At 60.2% G+C, this 16,853-nt stretch carries 12 protein-coding genes and 1 pseudogene; 2 read left to right on the top strand and 11 right to left on the bottom strand.

What is annotated here, in order from left to right:
* Window positions 1-47: 47 nt before the first annotated feature.
* Together HMPREF1008_RS08575 and HMPREF1008_RS08570 are read right to left on the bottom strand one after the other, a co-directional pair.
* Window positions 48-1,097 carry a hypothetical protein gene (locus tag HMPREF1008_RS08575; RefSeq protein ID WP_009279469.1) on the bottom strand — a complete coding sequence of 350 codons (1,050 nt, stop codon included), beginning with the start codon at window positions 1,095-1,097 and terminating at the stop codon, window positions 48-50.
* 108 nt (window positions 1,098-1,205) lie between these two features.
* Window positions 1,206-1,790 (bottom strand): TetR/AcrR family transcriptional regulator, encoded by a 585-nt coding sequence (locus HMPREF1008_RS08570; RefSeq protein WP_009279468.1) that lies wholly within the window; start codon window positions 1,788-1,790, stop codon window positions 1,206-1,208.
* Window positions 1,791-2,424: 634 nt separating this feature from the next.
* Between HMPREF1008_RS08570 and HMPREF1008_RS08565 the strand changes: the two genes are divergently transcribed.
* Together HMPREF1008_RS08565 and HMPREF1008_RS08560 are read left to right on the top strand one after the other, a co-directional pair.
* Window positions 2,425-4,005: an alpha-amylase gene (locus HMPREF1008_RS08565; protein WP_009279466.1), complete on the top strand. Its 1,581-nt coding sequence runs from the start codon at window positions 2,425-2,427 to the stop codon at window positions 4,003-4,005.
* 575 nt (window positions 4,006-4,580) lie between these two features.
* The gene (locus HMPREF1008_RS08560) at window positions 4,581-5,954 is read left to right on the top strand and encodes an ATP-binding protein (RefSeq protein WP_009279465.1); all 1,374 of its coding nucleotides are present in this window, start codon (window positions 4,581-4,583) and stop codon (window positions 5,952-5,954) included.
* A gap of 39 nt (window positions 5,955-5,993) precedes the next feature.
* On the opposite strand, the gene HMPREF1008_RS08555 is transcribed toward HMPREF1008_RS08560, so the two are convergent.
* The 9 genes and pseudogenes from HMPREF1008_RS08555 to HMPREF1008_RS08515 all read right to left on the bottom strand — a co-directional run bounded on the left by HMPREF1008_RS08555 (window position 5,994) and on the right by HMPREF1008_RS08515 (window position 16,811).
* Window positions 5,994-6,629 carry a DUF4143 domain-containing protein gene (locus HMPREF1008_RS08555; protein ID WP_009279464.1) on the bottom strand — a complete coding sequence of 212 codons (636 nt, stop codon included), beginning with the start codon at window positions 6,627-6,629 and terminating at the stop codon, window positions 5,994-5,996.
* Between the two features lie 27 nt (window positions 6,630-6,656).
* Window positions 6,657-7,061 carry a hypothetical protein gene (locus tag HMPREF1008_RS08550; protein WP_232202856.1) on the bottom strand — a complete coding sequence of 135 codons (405 nt, stop codon included), beginning with the start codon at window positions 7,059-7,061 and terminating at the stop codon, window positions 6,657-6,659.
* Between the two features lie 332 nt (window positions 7,062-7,393).
* Window positions 7,394-7,861 (bottom strand): hypothetical protein, encoded by a 468-nt coding sequence (locus HMPREF1008_RS08545; protein WP_009279462.1) that lies wholly within the window; start codon window positions 7,859-7,861, stop codon window positions 7,394-7,396.
* Between the two features lie 75 nt (window positions 7,862-7,936).
* A complete protein-coding gene (locus HMPREF1008_RS08540) occupies window positions 7,937-8,416 on the bottom strand; it encodes a hypothetical protein (RefSeq protein ID WP_009279461.1) in 480 nt (159 codons plus the stop codon).
* Window positions 8,417-8,524: 108 nt separating this feature from the next.
* A complete protein-coding gene (locus HMPREF1008_RS08535) occupies window positions 8,525-12,922 on the bottom strand; it encodes a hypothetical protein (protein ID WP_040656782.1) in 4,398 nt (1,465 codons plus the stop codon).
* A 32-nt stretch (window positions 12,923-12,954) separates the two neighbouring features.
* Entirely contained in the window at window positions 12,955-14,421 is a 1,467-nt protein-coding gene (locus HMPREF1008_RS08530) for an N-6 DNA methylase (protein WP_009279459.1), read from the bottom strand.
* Window positions 14,418-15,140 (bottom strand): annotated as a pseudogene (locus HMPREF1008_RS08525) (XamI family restriction endonuclease); the annotation flags it as partial. The gene HMPREF1008_RS08530 and the pseudogene HMPREF1008_RS08525, both read right to left, overlap by 4 nt.
* Window positions 15,141-15,390: 250 nt before the next feature.
* A complete protein-coding gene (locus tag HMPREF1008_RS08520; protein ID WP_009279457.1) occupies window positions 15,391-15,612 on the bottom strand; it encodes a hypothetical protein in 222 nt (73 codons plus the stop codon).
* Window positions 15,613-16,163: 551 nt separating this feature from the next.
* Window positions 16,164-16,811: a hypothetical protein gene (locus HMPREF1008_RS08515; protein WP_009279456.1), complete on the bottom strand. Its 648-nt coding sequence runs from the start codon at window positions 16,809-16,811 to the stop codon at window positions 16,164-16,166.
* Window positions 16,812-16,853: the final 42 nt, after the last annotated feature.

The raw sequence follows: 16,853 nt of genomic DNA, 5'->3' as shown, positions 1-16,853 counted from the left end.
ACGATGATGCGGCACTCGTCCTTCAGTGGCCCCGCGCCCTTCTCCTGCTAGCGCGGCACGCGGCCGAAGGGTATGTCCAGCGCGTCCTGGTAGCCCGGCTCCGCGTCCACGATCGCGGGGATCAGGTTCACGTTGGGCGCGGCGCTGGTCAGGAACGGGTCGTCATCCGGGATGATGTTCTCCAGGCGTACGGTCAGGTCCGGCTCCCCCTTGATCTCGACGTAGGTGTCCAGCGGCAGGTCCCGCATGGTCTTGCTCGAGGCCTTATGGACGAAGTGGAAGCCGGTGACCTCCCTCCCGTCCCTCTTGGTGCACATGACGAAGCGATGGGCGCCGACGGTTCCGGGGGTGACGTGCGTATAGGGCGTCGTGACCTCCTCCTTCGAGAGGATCGTCTCCTCCTCGCAGGAGTACTCGTCGTACTCCAGGCCCAGACGCTCGGCCATCTCGATCACGGTCGGACCGTAGTAGGTGAACATGATGTTCTTGACCACGGCCAGCCGCTCCGCAGAGACCTCCTCCGGCCTCTTGCCATAGCCGAAGACGGAGATCCAGGGCGCGGAGTTGACCGCGTCGTCCTCGCCGCCGTAGACGATGGCGGTGTCGATCCTCCGTGAGAACATGCCGCTGATCGAGGGGAAGTACGGGGTGAAGAGGCCCGGAAAGATACCCTGCTGGGTGTAGGTGACCCCGCTGCGCTTGGCCGCCTCGTCGATCTGCCTGAAGTATTCCGGCGCGTTCTTCTCAGAGAAGTAGACGGGCAGGGTCGAGCTGCAGTTCTTGCCATGCGAGAGGATCTTGACGATGTCCTCGACGTTGCCTCCGACGGAAGTGGGGGAGGGAAGCTTGCCCTCGTCCCACTTGGTGGACGGGTAGTAGAGGACGATGTCGGCGTCCAGGCCCAGCACCTCGTCGCCCGACACTATCACGCCGGTCTTGGCGAAGCCGCAGACCTCGCCGGCGTTCCTGCCGACCTTCGCGGGGTCAAGGTCGTAGGCGCCTACCAGGGTCAGGGATTGGCGGGAGTCGATGAGCTGCAGGGCAGGCCTGCCCACCTGCCCCAAGCCCCAGATGATGATGCGGTATTGGTCCTTCATGTCGGGCTTCCTTCCAAGCTGGGTTCGGCGTTGGCCCGAATCTAGCGTGGGGAGACGTGCGCGCAAAGCCCGGATCGTGCGGAGAGTCCCATAACGGAACGAACTGCCCTAAGCGTCCCGCCTCCGGATGTGCTCCCGCAGCTGGGCCCGTACCGCGTCGTCGATGGCGACGTGGTACTCGTCGCCCATCATCTGCGCAATCTCGGCCGCGGCCTGCCTGCCGCTCAGGCCACGGTAGTTCTGCCCGCGGCAGAACTCCTCCACGATGTGGCTGCCCCCGGCGCAGAAGAAGGCGACGTGCAGGGACTCGGCCTCGCTCAGGCTCCGCTTCCAGGCGGTCTCGATGATCCTGCTGCCCATGGAAAAGGTGTAGCGGTAGATGAACTGGAGGTAGGAGTTGTAGCCCGTGGTCTCGAACATGCGGTACTGCTCGGGGTTGCTACGCGCCTTCTCCAGGATGGCGGCGAAGAGGTCCTCGAGGTCGCGGCAGCCCTCGTCCAGGATGGCAGCGTCGTAGACCTGCTGGAAGTAGGCATCCATCACATCCGACTTGTTCCTGAAGTAACGGTAGAAGGTCGTCTTGCTCACGTCGGTCTGGGCTAGGATCATCTCGACGGTGATGGAGGGGTAGCTGTGCATGTGCAGGAGGCGCACGAAGCCGTCGACGATGTGCCGCTTGGTCCACGTGGGCATGCTGCCTCCTCTGTTGGTGGCGTCACCTGGCGTCGGCCACTAGCTTACGCGTGTCGGGCACGCCGTTGCGCACATGCGCCGACGACTGGCACGCACTTGCGCACACGCATCGCCGTCGCGCACGCTCCAACGCACAGGTACCGACGTCCGGCACGCTCCAACGCACGGACATTTCGCCGAACACGCTGTTGCGCACACGTTTTTCGACGTTCACGCTGTTGCGCACACGCACTCCTGCGTTTGCCCAGATAGCATGGAGCGTCCATGTGCGTTCGAGCGTGCTCGCTGTGTGTGGCGTGCGAAACAGCGTGCTTGTTGCGGATGTTGTGTGCAACGGCGTGCACGACGCTAACGACGTGCGTAGTTGCATGCACGGTGCTCTGGCCCGACACCTTGCGTTGCCACCCTGCTTTGCGCCTGCGCCTCGCGAGCGCTAGCATTTTCATGGCGAGAGAGGCGCCGCAACGTAGCCGCACGCCGTACGCACCCGCGTCTGCCGCAGCACGCTCGCGCCTAGAACACTGCCGCCGCCCGCGTCCAGCGCCGTCGCACGTGCCTACGCGCCGCCGCACGCACCCACGCGTGCGACCCCGCCCCGTACCCAACCACCCACCCCCACACTCCGGAGGTTCACATGGAAAACGGCATGATGCTCCAGGGGTTCTCCTGGTACCTACCCGCGGACGGCGCGCACTGGAAGCGCCTGGCCGAGCTCGCGCCCACCCTCGCGCACATGGGCGTGAGCTCCGTCTGGATGCCGCCCGCCTACAAGAACTCCGAGGGGGCCGAGGGCGTGGGCTACGCCGTCTACGACCCCTGGGACCTGGGCGAGTTCGACCAGTGCGGCAGCGTCCGCACCAAGTACGGCACGCGCAGGGAGTACCTCTCAGCCATCCGCGCCCTCCAGAAGTCGGGCATCCAGGTCCTCGCTGACGTCGTGCTCAACCAGCGCTTCGGTGGGGAGGAGTGCGAGGACGTCCTGGCCACCCCCATCAACCCCGCCAACCGCAACGAGCAGGCGGGCGAGCCGCGCCAGATCAGCGCCTGGACCCGCTACCGCTTTCCCGGTCGGGCCGACAAGTACTCCGACTTCCACTGGGACTGGCGCTGCTTCCACGGCACCGACTGGGACGAGTCGACCCACGAGCCCGGCGTCTACCTCTTCGACGGCAAGCACTGGGACGAGGATGTGGACAAGTCCGAGAACGGCAACTACGACTACCTCATGGGCTCCGACGTGGACGTGAGCGGGCCCGCGGTGGAGGAGGAGCTCGGCCGCTGGGGCGAGTGGTACCTCAAGATCACCGGCGTCGACGGCTTCCGCCTGGACGCGCTGAAGCACATCTCGCGCGCGTTCTTCCACCGCTGGCTCACGCGCCTGCGCGAGGCCACGGGCAAGGAGCTCTTCACGGTGGGGGAGTACTGGTCGCCCGAGGTGGAAGACCTCGAGTCCTACCTGGGCGAGGTTCCCATGAGCCTCTTCGACGTGCCCCTGCACTACCGGCTCTTCGACGCCTCCAACAGCATGGGCGAGAGGGACCTGGCTCACGTCTTCGACGACACGCTGGTGCAGCGCGAGCCCATCCGCGCCGTCACCTTCGTGGACAACCACGACACCCAGCCTAACCAGGCGCTGCAGAGCACGGTCCAGGACTGGTTCAAGCCCAGTGCCTACATGCTGATCCTCCTGCGCGAGGCGGGGTATCCCTGCGTCTTCTTCGGGGACCTCTTCGGCATACCCAACGACGGCAACATCCCCGCCGTGGCCGAGCTCCCGCTGCTTATGGAGCTGCGCCAGCGCTTCGCCTTCGGTCCCCAGAACGACTACCTGGACGACGCCAATCTCATTGGTTGGACCCGCGAGGGCGACGACGCGCACCCCATGAGCGGCGTGGCCGTGGTGCTCACCGACGCCGAGGGCGGGACCAAGCGCATGTGCGTGGGCGCACGGCATGCTGGGGCGACCTTCTGCTGCGTGGCGGGCTCCGAAGAGAAGGACGTCGCCATCGACGACGAGGGCTACGGCGAGTTCAGCTGCGGCGGGGGCTGTGGCTGCGCATACGTGCGCAAGGAGGTCGTGAGCTCGCTCGAGCACGACCGCGTGCTGCACTCGATAGACCGAATCGTGCGCAAGGTGCAGGAACCGCGCTACGAGTACTGTCCCATAAGCGTCAACGCCGCGCCGCACCGTACGCGCTCGAGGAAGGGCAAGTAGGGGAGAGGGACTCGGGCGTTTGGCAGCGACTGGCGGCCATCCAGCACGCGACAACGCACGCCCGTCGCCGCTCCGCACGCGCATGCGCATGCGAGCCGCTATCGAGCCGCTACCCCACACGTGCTTACGCACACGAGCCGCCATCCCGCACGCGCTTACGCACGTCGCTTTCGCCCAGCACGCGAAAGCGCACATTGGCCTTGGCGTTTCCGCATTTGGCGGGAGGAGTCCGTGTGCGCGACCGCGTGCGCGTTCAAAATGGCGTGCGCAACGGCGTGCGCGATGCGGCTGCGCGTGCGCATTGTCTGGTCGCGTGCGGGATGGCGTGGACGATGTTGTCGGAGTGCGTTCCCGCGTGCCTGCGGCGACGGGCGGCTCCGGCATCCAGCCCCGGCCCGCATGACGCGCTCGGGTCGAGGCCGTCTTCTCGCGACAAACATTAAACTTCGAAGCAAACGCGCGTCAGTAACAAAATCGCCAAGATTCCTTCTGTTTTAGACACACAAACCCTCGAAATCGTTCTGTGTTAGAGACATAATTGAGCAAATACCTTCTGCGCTAGAGATGAGGTGGCAGTGCTCAAGAGGAAGATGCTCCATGAGCTTGAAGGCTGGAAGGCCGCTGGTGCTCGCAAGGCGCTCGTGCTGCTCGGGGCGCGTCAAGTCGGTAAGACCTACATCGTGCGGGAGTTCGCGCGGCAGAGCTACGACTCCTATATCGAGGTCAACTTCATTGATGACGAGGAGAGCGGCAAACTCCTTGCTACGGCATCGAGCTCGGCCGAGCTACTCTCGCGCCTCTCGCTCGTGGCGGGCCGCTCCATTCCCGAAGGCTCGTTGATCTTCTTTGACGAGGTGCGGCAGCTGGGGCACGACGTCGTCACGCTATCCAAGTTCATCGTGGAGGACGGCCGCTTCGACCTCATCCTCTCCGGATCGCTTCTTGGCACGGCGCTCGGCGGCGTGACGTCGTTTCCCGTCGGATACGCGCAGGTCCGTCGGATGTTCCCCTTGGACTTCGAGGAGTTCTGCTGGGCCAGCGGGGTGCCATCCTCCATCATCGACGAACTTCGCACGGCATTTGACGCAAGGGTTCCTGTCGAGGACTCGCTGCACGACCGCATGGTGAGGCTCTTCAGGCAGTACATCGCAGTGGGCGGCATGCCCGAGGCAGTCTCGACGTTCCTCGAGGGTGGGCTGGACCTCGGCGGCGCCCGACAGGTCTGCCTTGATATCGTCGAACAGTATGGTTTCGACATCTCCAAGTACGCGGGCGAGAGGAGACTCTACGTCCGTTCCATCTACTCCAACGTGCCCTCGCAGCTCGCGAAGGAGAACAAGCGCTTCCAGATGGCGTCCGTGAGGGCAGGCGCCAAGCACGAGCGGATGAGGGACGACTTCACCTGGCTTGAGGACGCTGGCGTGGTGCTTCCCGCCCATGCGGTCACGGAGCCCAAGTATCCCCTGCAGCGGACCAAGGTGGGGGAGAAGTTCAAGCTCTACTCGTCTGACTGCGGGCTCCTGCTGGCGCAATATCCGCGGCTCGCTGCCATGAGGGTCGTGTCGGGCGAGGGGGATGCCAACTTTGGGGCGGTGTACGAGAACGTCGTCGCCCAGGAACTCGCATCGTTGGGCAGGGAGCTCTGGTACTTCCACAACAGCAGGAAGGGCGAGGTGGACTTCCTGCTCCAGACCGAAGACGCCAGGGTCATCCCGCTCGAGGTCAAGTCCGGTAAGGACTACAAGCTGCACTTCGCCCTCAACAACCTGCTCAAAACGAAGGATTGGGACATCAACGAGGCCCTGGTGCTCTCGGAGCGCAACGTGTCCGTCGAGCAGAGGCTTGGGAAGCCGGTCTATTACCTGCCGCTCTACATGCTGCTCTTCCTGGATCAGCTGGTTGGGGTTGGACAAATGGGAGACATGTACCTTGATCCTGTTGAGTTTTAGGGTGCAGCTGTCGAACGTGCGCGGCGGCAGTTCAGTCCGCTAGATCTGCCATACGGGAGTCACGACGACGCCTCGTCCCGCTACGCCGGCGGCCCGCGCCAGGCACACGACCTCTCCCCAGCCCAGCTCGCAGCCGTCGACGCCCTGGAGGCTCGCAAACTCCCTCTGGGCCTCGTCGGCGCGTGCGGCCCTGCCCATGTCCACCTTGACGGGATGCAGCACATCGCCCTCCCTCAGCACCAGGTCGAGCTCGCGGCGCTCCCCGTCGAAGAGGTAGCTGAACTTAGCGAGCTCCCGTCCCGCCGCCAGCCACGTCTTCATTATCTCGGAGGCCACGAAGCTCCGGAATATGGGTCGGTAGAGTGGCCCGAAGCGCAGTTCGTCGGGGCTGTTCAGGCTTGCCAGGTGGCAGGCGAGGCCGGTGTCCATGAAGTGGAGGAGGGGAGTGCGACCCGCGCGCGAGCTCGGTCTCCTGCCCAGGGCGGATTCGAGGGGAGGCACCAGGCAGACGATGCCCAGGTCCTCGAGCAAGTGAATCCATGTCTCGGCGGTCTGAGCGTCGAGCTCGGCCTTATTGCAAAGCCCGTCCAGGTCAAGGGGTTGCGCCGTCCGTTTCGCGCAGGCCGTCATGAGGCTCAGGAAGCGGAAGGCATCACGCCTTCCAAGTGGCCCCACCAGTTCGTGCTCGAGGAGTTTCCTCTCTCAGGCAGAATAGAAGTCGTCCCAGTTGGTCGTGGCGTCCAGGAGCACGGGCTGCCCGCCGCGCCAGATGTGCTCCCAGAGAGCTCCCTCGTCCATCGCGGGTGTGCTGGCCATGCTGCGAGGCGGCGCGGGAACGTGTGGGCCCCTGCCCGTTTGGCCCAACAGCTCCCGCAAGCTGAGCGTTCCAAGCCGAAGCTTGCGCACGTGCTTGGTAAGGGATTGCAGTGCGGCAGAGAGCCTCTCGGTTACGAACTGCGCCTCCAGTACGAGCCCGCCGGGGCGTCCATCCGCCACGGCGGCAGCGACGAGCCTGGGACGTCGCTCCGCATCCTTCAATACCAGCGTGCGGTTGCCCCCTGCCAGCAAGTCGTTGGGGTCAGCAAGGGTGGTGTCCATCGCACTCATTTCTTCAGCCGAGAGGAACTGGCATCCCTCGCCCAGGCAATGCTGCAGCAGGGTGGTCTTCCCTGACCCCCGTGGCCCTACGAGTAGCAGGACTGCATACCGGTCAAGGCAGCTCTTCAGCAGTGGCTCAATCTCTCTGTGGATGTATATTGCCTGGCTCCTATCGACCAATCGCATGCACTGCCGTTGTTTCCATGATGGCGTATGCCTTCGCCGATGGCACATAAGCTGGTAATGTCGCATCCGTAGGTAAAAGATTGTCCTCACCGATGGAATTCGTCTGACGTTGCTCGTGCTCAACGTCAGAAGATTCGCAGAACCCGTCAGAGGCATCAGTATCCTCGTCTCTTAGGAAAATCCGGATATTGACTCGACTGCCGCCTAGAGAGGTCCGTCTCCACCGGCGTCACGCCTGCGTGGGAGGCGATCGTCGCGAAGGTGAAGGCGTCTCCCTCGGGGGCCACCTGGGTGTGCTGCAGCTCCGCTCCCGCCTCCACGAAGCAGTCGTTCACGCCCGCCTCCTCCACGTCCATCACGTCGGCGAACAGGCGGATGCCCCGGTCGTAGTTGAAGGTCTTGGTCTCGAACTCGTAGGTGATGGCGCCGGTCTTGTAGCCGACGTTTCGAGTGTAGTCTCCCAGGCCGGTGACCGAGATCTTCGGGACCATGACCTCCCTTGCGTTGTGCCCCGCGCGGACCATGCGACGGCCGGAGTTGAGCACGCTGGAGACGGACGCCCGCTGGTACACCTCGTCGATCACCGAGGCGTAGCTCTTTGCGAATGCGATGCTGTTGGGCATGGGTTACCTCGCTTCCTGCAGGGTTACCTGCTACTCGTTCTTCTTGTCGTCGTCGGCGAGCCCGGCGATCTCGCGTCAGTGCCTGAGGGTCTTGCCCTCGTCGGTCGCCGCGCCGGCGTTGGGCAGCCCGGTCTTGCCGCCCTGGGAGCCTTCGCCCGCCATGTGCTTGGCAAAGAGCCAGGGCTCGGCCTCCTTGAGCTTGGATACGTCGCCCTCGTAGTCGTCCAGCACCGCGCGCGCCGCCTTCACGTTGCGGCACCCCGCCAGCTGCAGGGCGAAGTCCACGCGCTCGTCTGCCGACGCCTGCTTGAGCTCGGCGATCTCCGCGCTCAGCTTCTCCGCCTGCTCGGCGCTCTTTGCCGCCTCGGCTATCTGGGCCTCGAGTGAGGCGATCTTCTCGTCGCGCTCGGCGATCTGCCTCTCGTAGTCGGGGGCGGACGCATCTCCGTTTCCGTTGCCCCCGTCTACCTGCTGTGACGCCGCCTGCTGGGTCTGCGCCTGGTCTTCCTGGTTGTTCTGTGTGGTTTCCTGGCTGCCATTTTGCTCACCGTCCATGCTGTAACCGCCTTTCGTTGACTTGGGCGGCCACATACAAAGGCAGCCCCCTAACCTGCGATGAGGTTAGGGGGCTGTCACAACTTGACCGAGTGCAGCGGTCGCGCGTTAGTCGAAAGTCTCTTCCGTGTCCTTGTCACGCTCCACGGCATATTTCTTAATGAGCTCTTTGATTACCCCCGAAGGCTCATAAGTCTTTTCGGGCACTGGGTACTCATCTGACATTCGGCATGAACGGTACTTCCCATCTTCGTCCACCCAAATCAGCCATGAGACTTCGGAACGCGCTTCTAGCTGGGGCAAGCGTTCATTAGCGAGCCTGTTGCCACTCCTTTGAAGCGTGGCATACCAAATAGGATGCAGATTTCTATCGCTCAAAGTGCTGAAGAGCTTGTTCCTGTTAGCTAGCAATGCCTGGTAGTGCTGCCTGTAGGGCTCGCCGTAGTCTACGTCCTCAAACACGACGTCATCATGTGCATTGTAATATCGGGCACCGTCAGTGCGCGTTACCCCACACAGGCCCATTGCGAGCTTTGATGGGAATCGGTACCAGCAGTCACCGATGTCGGTCAGACCATCAACGCCTCTTCCTGAAAGAGGAGTCGCTGTGACATGTACATCGGCTATCTTGGTGCGTTCGCAATCTTCGAGGCATTCGTTGATCCAAGGAGCCGACATATACTCGACCGGCGAGATGTAGGTGGCTTCCACATCAATGCCCGCGACGAATGCGGAGGCGTGGTCATAGCCGTCAATTGCCACTATCCCGGCTTCGCTTAGTTTTGCAAGTTCGGCAGAGTCCATAGCTCCGCAGTATGACCAGCAACGAGCCTCCTTGCCGCAGACACCCCAGTCGCTGGCATACATGGAAATGGGGATCACGCCACCTTCAATTGAGAGGAACACGTTGGGGGCATGATCGAGGAGAGCCACCACGTCATCGGCACTACTGGAGCTAATCCAATCGTCAAGCTCTTGCTTAGAACTTATTGTGTTGCCGTCGTCGCATGAGAACGCGGTCGGGAAAGACGGGGTGACATCCGCTCTCTCAGCTGAGAGGGCATTCACGGTTGCCTCGAAAAGCGGGCTTTGGTAGCTAAGCAAGGCGCTGTAGTCACGTGCGAGCTCGTAGGTCTCGTGGGCGGTGCCGTTTTGCCAAGCGGTCTTATGTACGGGAATCCTGTCTGCCATGAAGCCGCAAATCTCATTCCTTGCGCACCATACGTATTTCTCCGCTACGGTCATCACCATGCTTTGTGAGCCATGGTCAGCGCTGCCAAATGAGCCCGATATCTTGCGGTCGATGCCGCCCAGACGATATCCCTTCTCACCAACGGGGCCGACGAATACGTCGGGGTCGTAGCCGTGGTCAACAAGATACTGATAAGCTGCGGAGATAACCCAGCCTTCAAAGCTCGGTTGATTTGTACCCGCCATGTCGGCGGATTGCCTTACGAGCCGCAGCGCGTCATTGCTGTTCCAGCCGCTGTCGGTATGAAATTGGGGTATACCAAACACCCTCTCCAGCTTGTCAACGAGGACGTATCGAGCCAGATTGTAATTGATGGTTTCGTATCCGCTCATCCTGTCCGCATTGGCGGCCGCGGCGTAGATAGGCAGCGCGTCGGATCCGACATTAGTCCCGTATGGCGGTCTGCAACTGTCGATTTCTATTGAGTCGATGGTACTGTCAGCGCAGCAATGTTCTACGAGCGTCCTTCCATAGTATCGTAAGGCTGCATCACGGTTTCCTGGCTCATCAGGTGAGCTGAAAACGGAATTGAAGGTGGTTCTGGCAAAACGTCTCTTCGTTTCCGTGTCAACCCTTCCCTGGCATACGACTTCTTCGGCGATGGCGAACAGGTCCTCTCGCACCTGCGGGTCATTGCAGTCGCTGAGTCGGTCGAAGAGCTCAGCGTATTCGTCCGGATTGCACAGGGCCCATTGAACGAGTTCGTTTCTGCAGTGTCGTCGCCTCAAGTTGCTTACCGTTGTCAGGCACCATGCGAGAAGCAGCGGCATCTGGCTCCACGCGTCGCCTTTGTGCAAGCGAGGCAAATGCCTTGCGGCATCCCGCTCATAGTATATGGACAGCTGGTAGTCGTCGCGCATCTTCCTGGGAATTGACCAGACTCTGTCGCGTTCGGCTGGCGTCGGGAACGTCCTCATGTACTCATCAAGCATGGTTGGCCCAAGAGGATGGTCCCGCTCATCCGCAACTCGAGCAACAATCCCATTGACTATGTCGACGAGCGACTCTCTGCTTCTGGCCATCTCGTCAAGTGCCCATTGCTTGAACTTCCCAGCGGCGCCTTTCTCCGCGCTTGCGAGTGCATCGATTGTCAGCTTGTGAACTCTGTCAACGCCAAGGACATTGACGAGGGCCTCGCTCTTCAAGGGCAAGATTCCGCGCTTTTCGATGAGCAGAATTGCGTACATGTAGGCAGCGTCTCCATGACGCAATAGAGCTTCTGCAGCCGTAGCATCTTCCGTCTCCATGAGCACGACGGCCATGAAGTAGTCCCACAGGTGTCGCGAGCCGGGCTGGTACATGACAATAGAGGGAGAGACGCTCGTGGCTCCAGGATGTCGAACCGTAGCAAGTATCCCGTACCTCTCAAGGAAGTCGAGCATGCCGTTAACATCCTCGCGCTGCATACCAGCGCCCTCGACCACGCTGCCGATTGCTTTGAGATCACGCGGGCTGTCATCCTCCAGGAATGCGCTTGCAAGGGCGATGAGCGTGGTTCCAACGGGCGTTTCATGCATGCTGAGTATCCGGGCATTCCGGGCGGCATACTCTTTATCAAGCCTATCGACCTCGGCATTGACAAGAGCGGTGAGACAGGTCGAAACCTCCTTGTCTATGCGCCTGCCGCCGTATGCGGCGCAGAACATGCGAAGCTCCATAGGCGTCCGAAGCACCCACTTGTAGCGCGTGTTTCCGGCAAGGTCGATAGAGTAATAGTCGATATAGCGGTCGAACAGCTCCCAGGCGGGAACGTCGCCGCTGTCTTCAATACGGTAAAAGCACTCCCACAGATCGTCGGTGTTGGTGCGCTCAATCCCATGAGGACGTGAGGAATAAGCGAACTTGATTCTCGGATATTCCTTCGTGATGGCATCGCCCTGTCTGATTAGCGTAGTCCAGCTTGACGCTGGCTGCCGCTCGTCGAGCCCATCGACGAATATCGCGACCTTAGCCCTGACGGTGATCCCGCCATCGCGCATATCGTGCATCGCAGCGGACGCGCTCAGCGCTTGCCACAGCTCGGCCTCGGTCCAACCGGCAAGGCCGAGCGCATTGGATATGATCTCTCTCCATCCATCCCGGTCGTTGACATCGCCTGCCCGTATGAGGATGGGCAAATGTTTCCCGTCACCCAGGAAGCTAGACGCCTCACTTGCGAAACCGCATGTCTTGCCGGTCCCTTGCCCGCCGATGACGAGACAGTGGGGACAACTGAGTGTGTTGCGCATCGTCCTGCGGATTTCGTATTCGCTCGGAAGCTCTCTGAATCTGCCGATTAGCTTGATTAGTTCGTCTACATGTCCGGTGAGCTTGTGCTTCTCCTTTAAATCCTGGATGTCGGATTCAAAGTTTTCGATAGCCTCATAATCGACTGCAATGTTTTCGATTTCGATCAAGTCTCGCGGCTCTGTCATGAGGCTCTGTCGCCACACATAAAGCGAGTCAGCATATGCGCATATGGCATCATGGCACTTAATGTCAGAGTTTTTCAGTTCGTCGGATAGTCCATCGCCGACCCCCACGAAAGAATCGGTCGCATATGAAAGGGTGTGGCAGAGGTCAAGGTAGGCGTCGATGTCTTTGATTATCCGCAACCTGCTTTTGGTTGACCCGAAGAAGTTGTCGAGGAATATGGCAAGCTCTCCGTCGTCTGTGACCTCGGGTACGTAGCGGTCCTCGAGTCCTTCGATTGTTTCGTTAAGAGCGAGACGCACGTTTTCGGGATTGACCGCTGATTTCTCGAACCAGAAGTGCCAACGCCCCTCATTTGCCGGTTCCGTCAGCAAGCTCCCGATGTGGTGCTCGTCCCAAAGCAAGAGCTCAAGGTCCGGATGGGATTGCGCGATGTTGTCATGGAATTTTTTCCAGTCTCCTTCCTCACCAAGACTAGTGGTTCCGCCCTTGGAGTTCCTCAAAGAGGTGAGGTTGTGTGGCACACAGATTATGTACTGAGTTATGGAGGGGCGCAGTTTGATGGCGGTGTCAATCGATTTCTTGATTTGCTCGTATTGGGACTTTGCAATAGTCTTTCTGAACCACTTCGCCTGCATCCCGATATAGCTGTCATCATTGGTGTTGTGCCAGTATGCTTCTACGCCGCCGTCACCACCATCGCCGCGTATATCGAGATATTCCCAACTGGCGTCAAACAGCATTGCTCGCACGCCCCAAGTCTCGAATAGCTGGCAGCACAGCTCCTCGAACGCCCCGTCATCATCCAAGCCTTGGTTATTGAATTTATCGAATATACTCAATCCGTCCCCATTCTGATGGCCAGTATCAATGCCTAGAACAAGCGTCCCATCTTTGGTGCGATATCTGTTTCAAAAGGCACTGACTGCAATTCCTTAGGCTCGAGCTTTCTTAACCCGCCACCATACTCACGACCGGAATTGATAAGGACCATGGGTGGAATCGAATTTAGCGAGTCGCATAGCGCGTCAAGCTCAGCATCAGTAAAGCTCGTATTCGGATACATGCATAGATAGGCGGTTGTCACGACCGCCATAGACCTATTCCGCACAAAGCGGAAAGGCTGCTTGTTTGATCTGCTCATATATGTGCACACAACAGGGGCGGGGTCGCGTTGCTCTATCGCATACCATTTCTTACGGTGCTTAGCGGTATAGCTGTTTCTTACCTTGTCCGGGCACGTTTCCAGATACGACTGGACGGATTCGGGCAAATCATGTTCGTCAATATCCAACGGAATGTTTAAAAGCGCTCGTCCATGCTCAGTGGGCCAGCCACTTTCATCGGCCTCGACAATGGCGTCATGCATGTATCGCGGTGCAGGCAGGACGGGGACCAGCCATTCGTCCCCTATGCCGAGCTCATGCCACTGCTCGCGGTCTTTCGAATAGAACGATTCCGCGCCCGTGGAGAGGACCCTCTTGACCGAGAAGAAATTGCCGATGCAAGTGTCGGTTACTCTGTCGTCCCTGCTGAAGAAGTGCTGCCATTTGTCGATGGTTTTCAGCTCACTGATAAGAACCTCTTCCGACATGCTCGGCTGCTTGAAGTCGCCCGTTGTAATCAGCGCTTTGTCGGTAGCTTCGGTCGGCTTTTTCCTAAGCACGAGCACGCAGGACGAGACGAGCGCGTCGTCGAATTGCAGGTCGTCGTTGTCGAAGAAGTGGATGCGCTCAATGGTTACGTCCCGAGTAATATAGTCTCGAATGGCCCTGCCGTAGTTGACCGAGAACAATTCTGAAGGAATGAGCCAAGAGGCGATTCCGCCAGGGCTGAGCAGAGACGTTCCCGCAAGGATGAAATAAGCATGCAGCCCAGCTAGCTGGGACAAGTGGTACCCCGAAAGCCGCTCTGCCACTAGCCCATACTCGGTCTTCTCGGCGGCGCTGAGATGATGATGCCGCGAGTATGGTGGGTTGGTAACGAGCAGGTCGAAGCGTCCCAACGTGGAGGCAAGGTCGAAAAAATCGCCGTTGACGTGATTGGACGTTGCGCCACCCCACAACGTCCGCGCAATTTCGTAGACGGGCTCGTCCTTCTCTACGCCGGTGATCTCTATCCTTTCGTCGCATTCGCGTACGGCCGAAATGAAGGCGCCTGTGCCACACGAGGGCTCGAGAAATGTCCTGGGGGCGTCGAGCCTGCCGAGCGCGTCGAGGGCGATTTGCACGGCAAGGTCATAAGGTGTTGCGAACTGCCCTTTTATATTGCGCTCGAGTTGAGTGTGTGCGTTGTCATATTCCTCTTGGTAGCGTCGCCGCTCGAGTTCGGCGCCCCTCATATGCCGACCTCCTGAAAATCCTCCACTCGGTGCTCCCAAACCCAGTCCATGTGGTTCGCCGCCTCGTATCCGAGATAGGTCGAGTCGAAGTAGCCACACAAGAACAAATAGAGGGTCACGTCTCCGTAAGTAGACCGCAACTGCGTCACCTTGGTGTCTTCCTCTTTTCGCCTCTTGTTCGTATTGGCGAAATCGCCTGCCGACTTGCACTCGACCAGGAGAGGCGTATCGATGCTTGGGTCCATCGGCATGATTACGACATCGACTGGCGTGTTCACGTAACCGTTGCTGTCGTCTCGCGCATTCTGATACATGCGCACATTCTTGTGATAGGCGAAGGTGCCGCGCGGCATCTCGAAGGGGCCAACCGAAGCGTCGTCAATGAGCGTGTAACCTTTCGGCTCGAGATAAGCGGCGATAACAGCCAGCTGACGGGCCTCTTGGGCGTTTCTGATAATCGGGTCCGAGGTTGTCCCGCAGAGACGATCTGCGACAACAGACTTAGCGACATACATGTCCATACTGAGGGGGTCGTGTTCGTAGCCAAGCCAGTTTATGAGCTGCCTGTCAAGGAGCCTGTCGATTACGCCGAGCAGGGCAGGTATTTGCTCGTCAATGAAGCGCTGCCTGTTCCGGGTTGGCAGCCTGCCTTCCTCCATTGCCTTTACCTGAGATCTAGACACGTCTGCCAAGCCTGCGAGCCTGTCTCTTGCAATAGGGGGGTGCGCAAAGCATGCGTAACGTCGTCAAGGACTCCGGATTGCTGACGAGAAGCTCGGGAGTGAGCCCCCGAAGGTTCTCGCTTTGCTTAAAGATGCTATCGACGGAAGACATGCACGAACCGCGAGCGTCCTGATAAGTTTGCGGGGCGAAGTCCATAAACCAGTTGTTGTATTGAAGGACGGATTGCCGAGTATCGTCATTCCACCTGCTCGGCTTATCGGCATTAATCACGGTGGCTCCCATCGCCTATTTGCGTTCGGCAAGGTTGTTAACCTTGGACAATTTCTCGATCATGCACATCTTCACAAAGGAGGTGAAGTTAACCCCGCTAAGAGTTGCAGCCTCCTTGGCTGAATCTCGCAGAGGCTGTGGAATCCTGAGCGTGACGGGAACATTCTCGCCGTCTACAAGAAAAGCCTGTATCTCGGTCGGCGAAGCTTCTCTTTCAAGCAAGTCTGTGTATCTCATAGCCCGTCCTCTGTAAGAATGCTGAATGCAATACAATGGAATTCTACCACGTGATAGGTCGCTACAACGCTCTTCATTCCGCATCGGGCATAATAGACAGCCGTAGGGGTATTGAATCCGGCAAGTGAGGCAGGCGGAGTTTGCAGAATATCTCCACGGCGGACATGAGTAGTGCCTATTGCGAAGACGAGAACGTACTGGCAACCCATCCGTTCTCGAACTTATCTGTGCCGCCGGTCCTGGCCGCTGGTCCGGTCCATCGTCAAGGCGCGGGCGGCACAGCGCCCGCGTGGCTGCAGGCGGCATCCGGCTCGGGGCATCCGGCTCGGGGCATCCGGCAGCGACCCAGCCGTCGCAGCACCACCAGCGGCCCCACGCGGGCTCGCTGCAGCCCGCCTGCGGCCCACACGCGCCAGCAAACGCCATCTGTGCCAGCCAGAGCTACTAGCGACGCCATCTCGGCCCGAGACAACCTGTCAGTTATCCCGCGGGGCGCAGAGACCGCCACACACCAGAGAACACCCTAGCGCCCTGTCCCAGCCGTCCAGAAGCTACAGCAGGAGGCCGACGGCCAGCAGCATCAGCCCGCAGGCGCCACAGATGCCGACGCACACGAAAGCGCCCCGCACATGCCCGATCCCAAGCTCGTGCGCGCGCTTCCTGGCGGTGGCCTCGTCCTCGCCGTACCACCTCATGCGGTACTCCCAGGCGGCCATGGTGACGCCGACCTCCCTCATGTCCCTGGCCTTCTCGGCGTCCGTGTCCTGGACGATGGAGTCGTCGAAGGTCACGTGCACCTCGCCCTCGTCGGCGATTTGCTCGCCAAGCGTGCGCGACACCGCCATGACCGCGTGCGATATGCCCGCGAGCGAGTCCTCGAGCGCGTTCTCGTGCCTCTTTATGTTTCGCATGAGCGCGGAGTTGTCCGAGGAGACCTCTGTTGCCGTCTTGACGTAGCCCGTGTTGTCGAAGTCGAAGTACGTGAGCCCGAAGCCGGTGAGGTCGCCGAGCATCTGCAGGGCGATTCTGAATGCCTTGCTCTGGGCATTCGTTCTGGGCGCGGGTGCGAACTCCAGGATAGTATCCGCGGCGCTCTCCGCCTTGCAGAAGATGGTGCAGCCCTGCTTGTCGAACGGGGTAGCGGCGCTCTTGGCGTCGGCTCGCTCCTTATCGAAAAGTGTGTCAGGCAGATGATCCATGCGCCCATTTGGGCATTCGAGGACGTGAGCACCCCAGGGTGC

The sequence above is a fragment of the Olsenella sp. oral taxon 809 str. F0356 genome (assembly GCF_000233535.1).
GTDB classification, from domain to species: Bacteria; Actinomycetota; Coriobacteriia; order Coriobacteriales; family Atopobiaceae; genus Olsenella_I; species Olsenella_I phocaeensis.
Note: the sequence above shows the minus strand (reverse complement) of the source record. Positions and strands in the feature narration are given on the sequence as shown.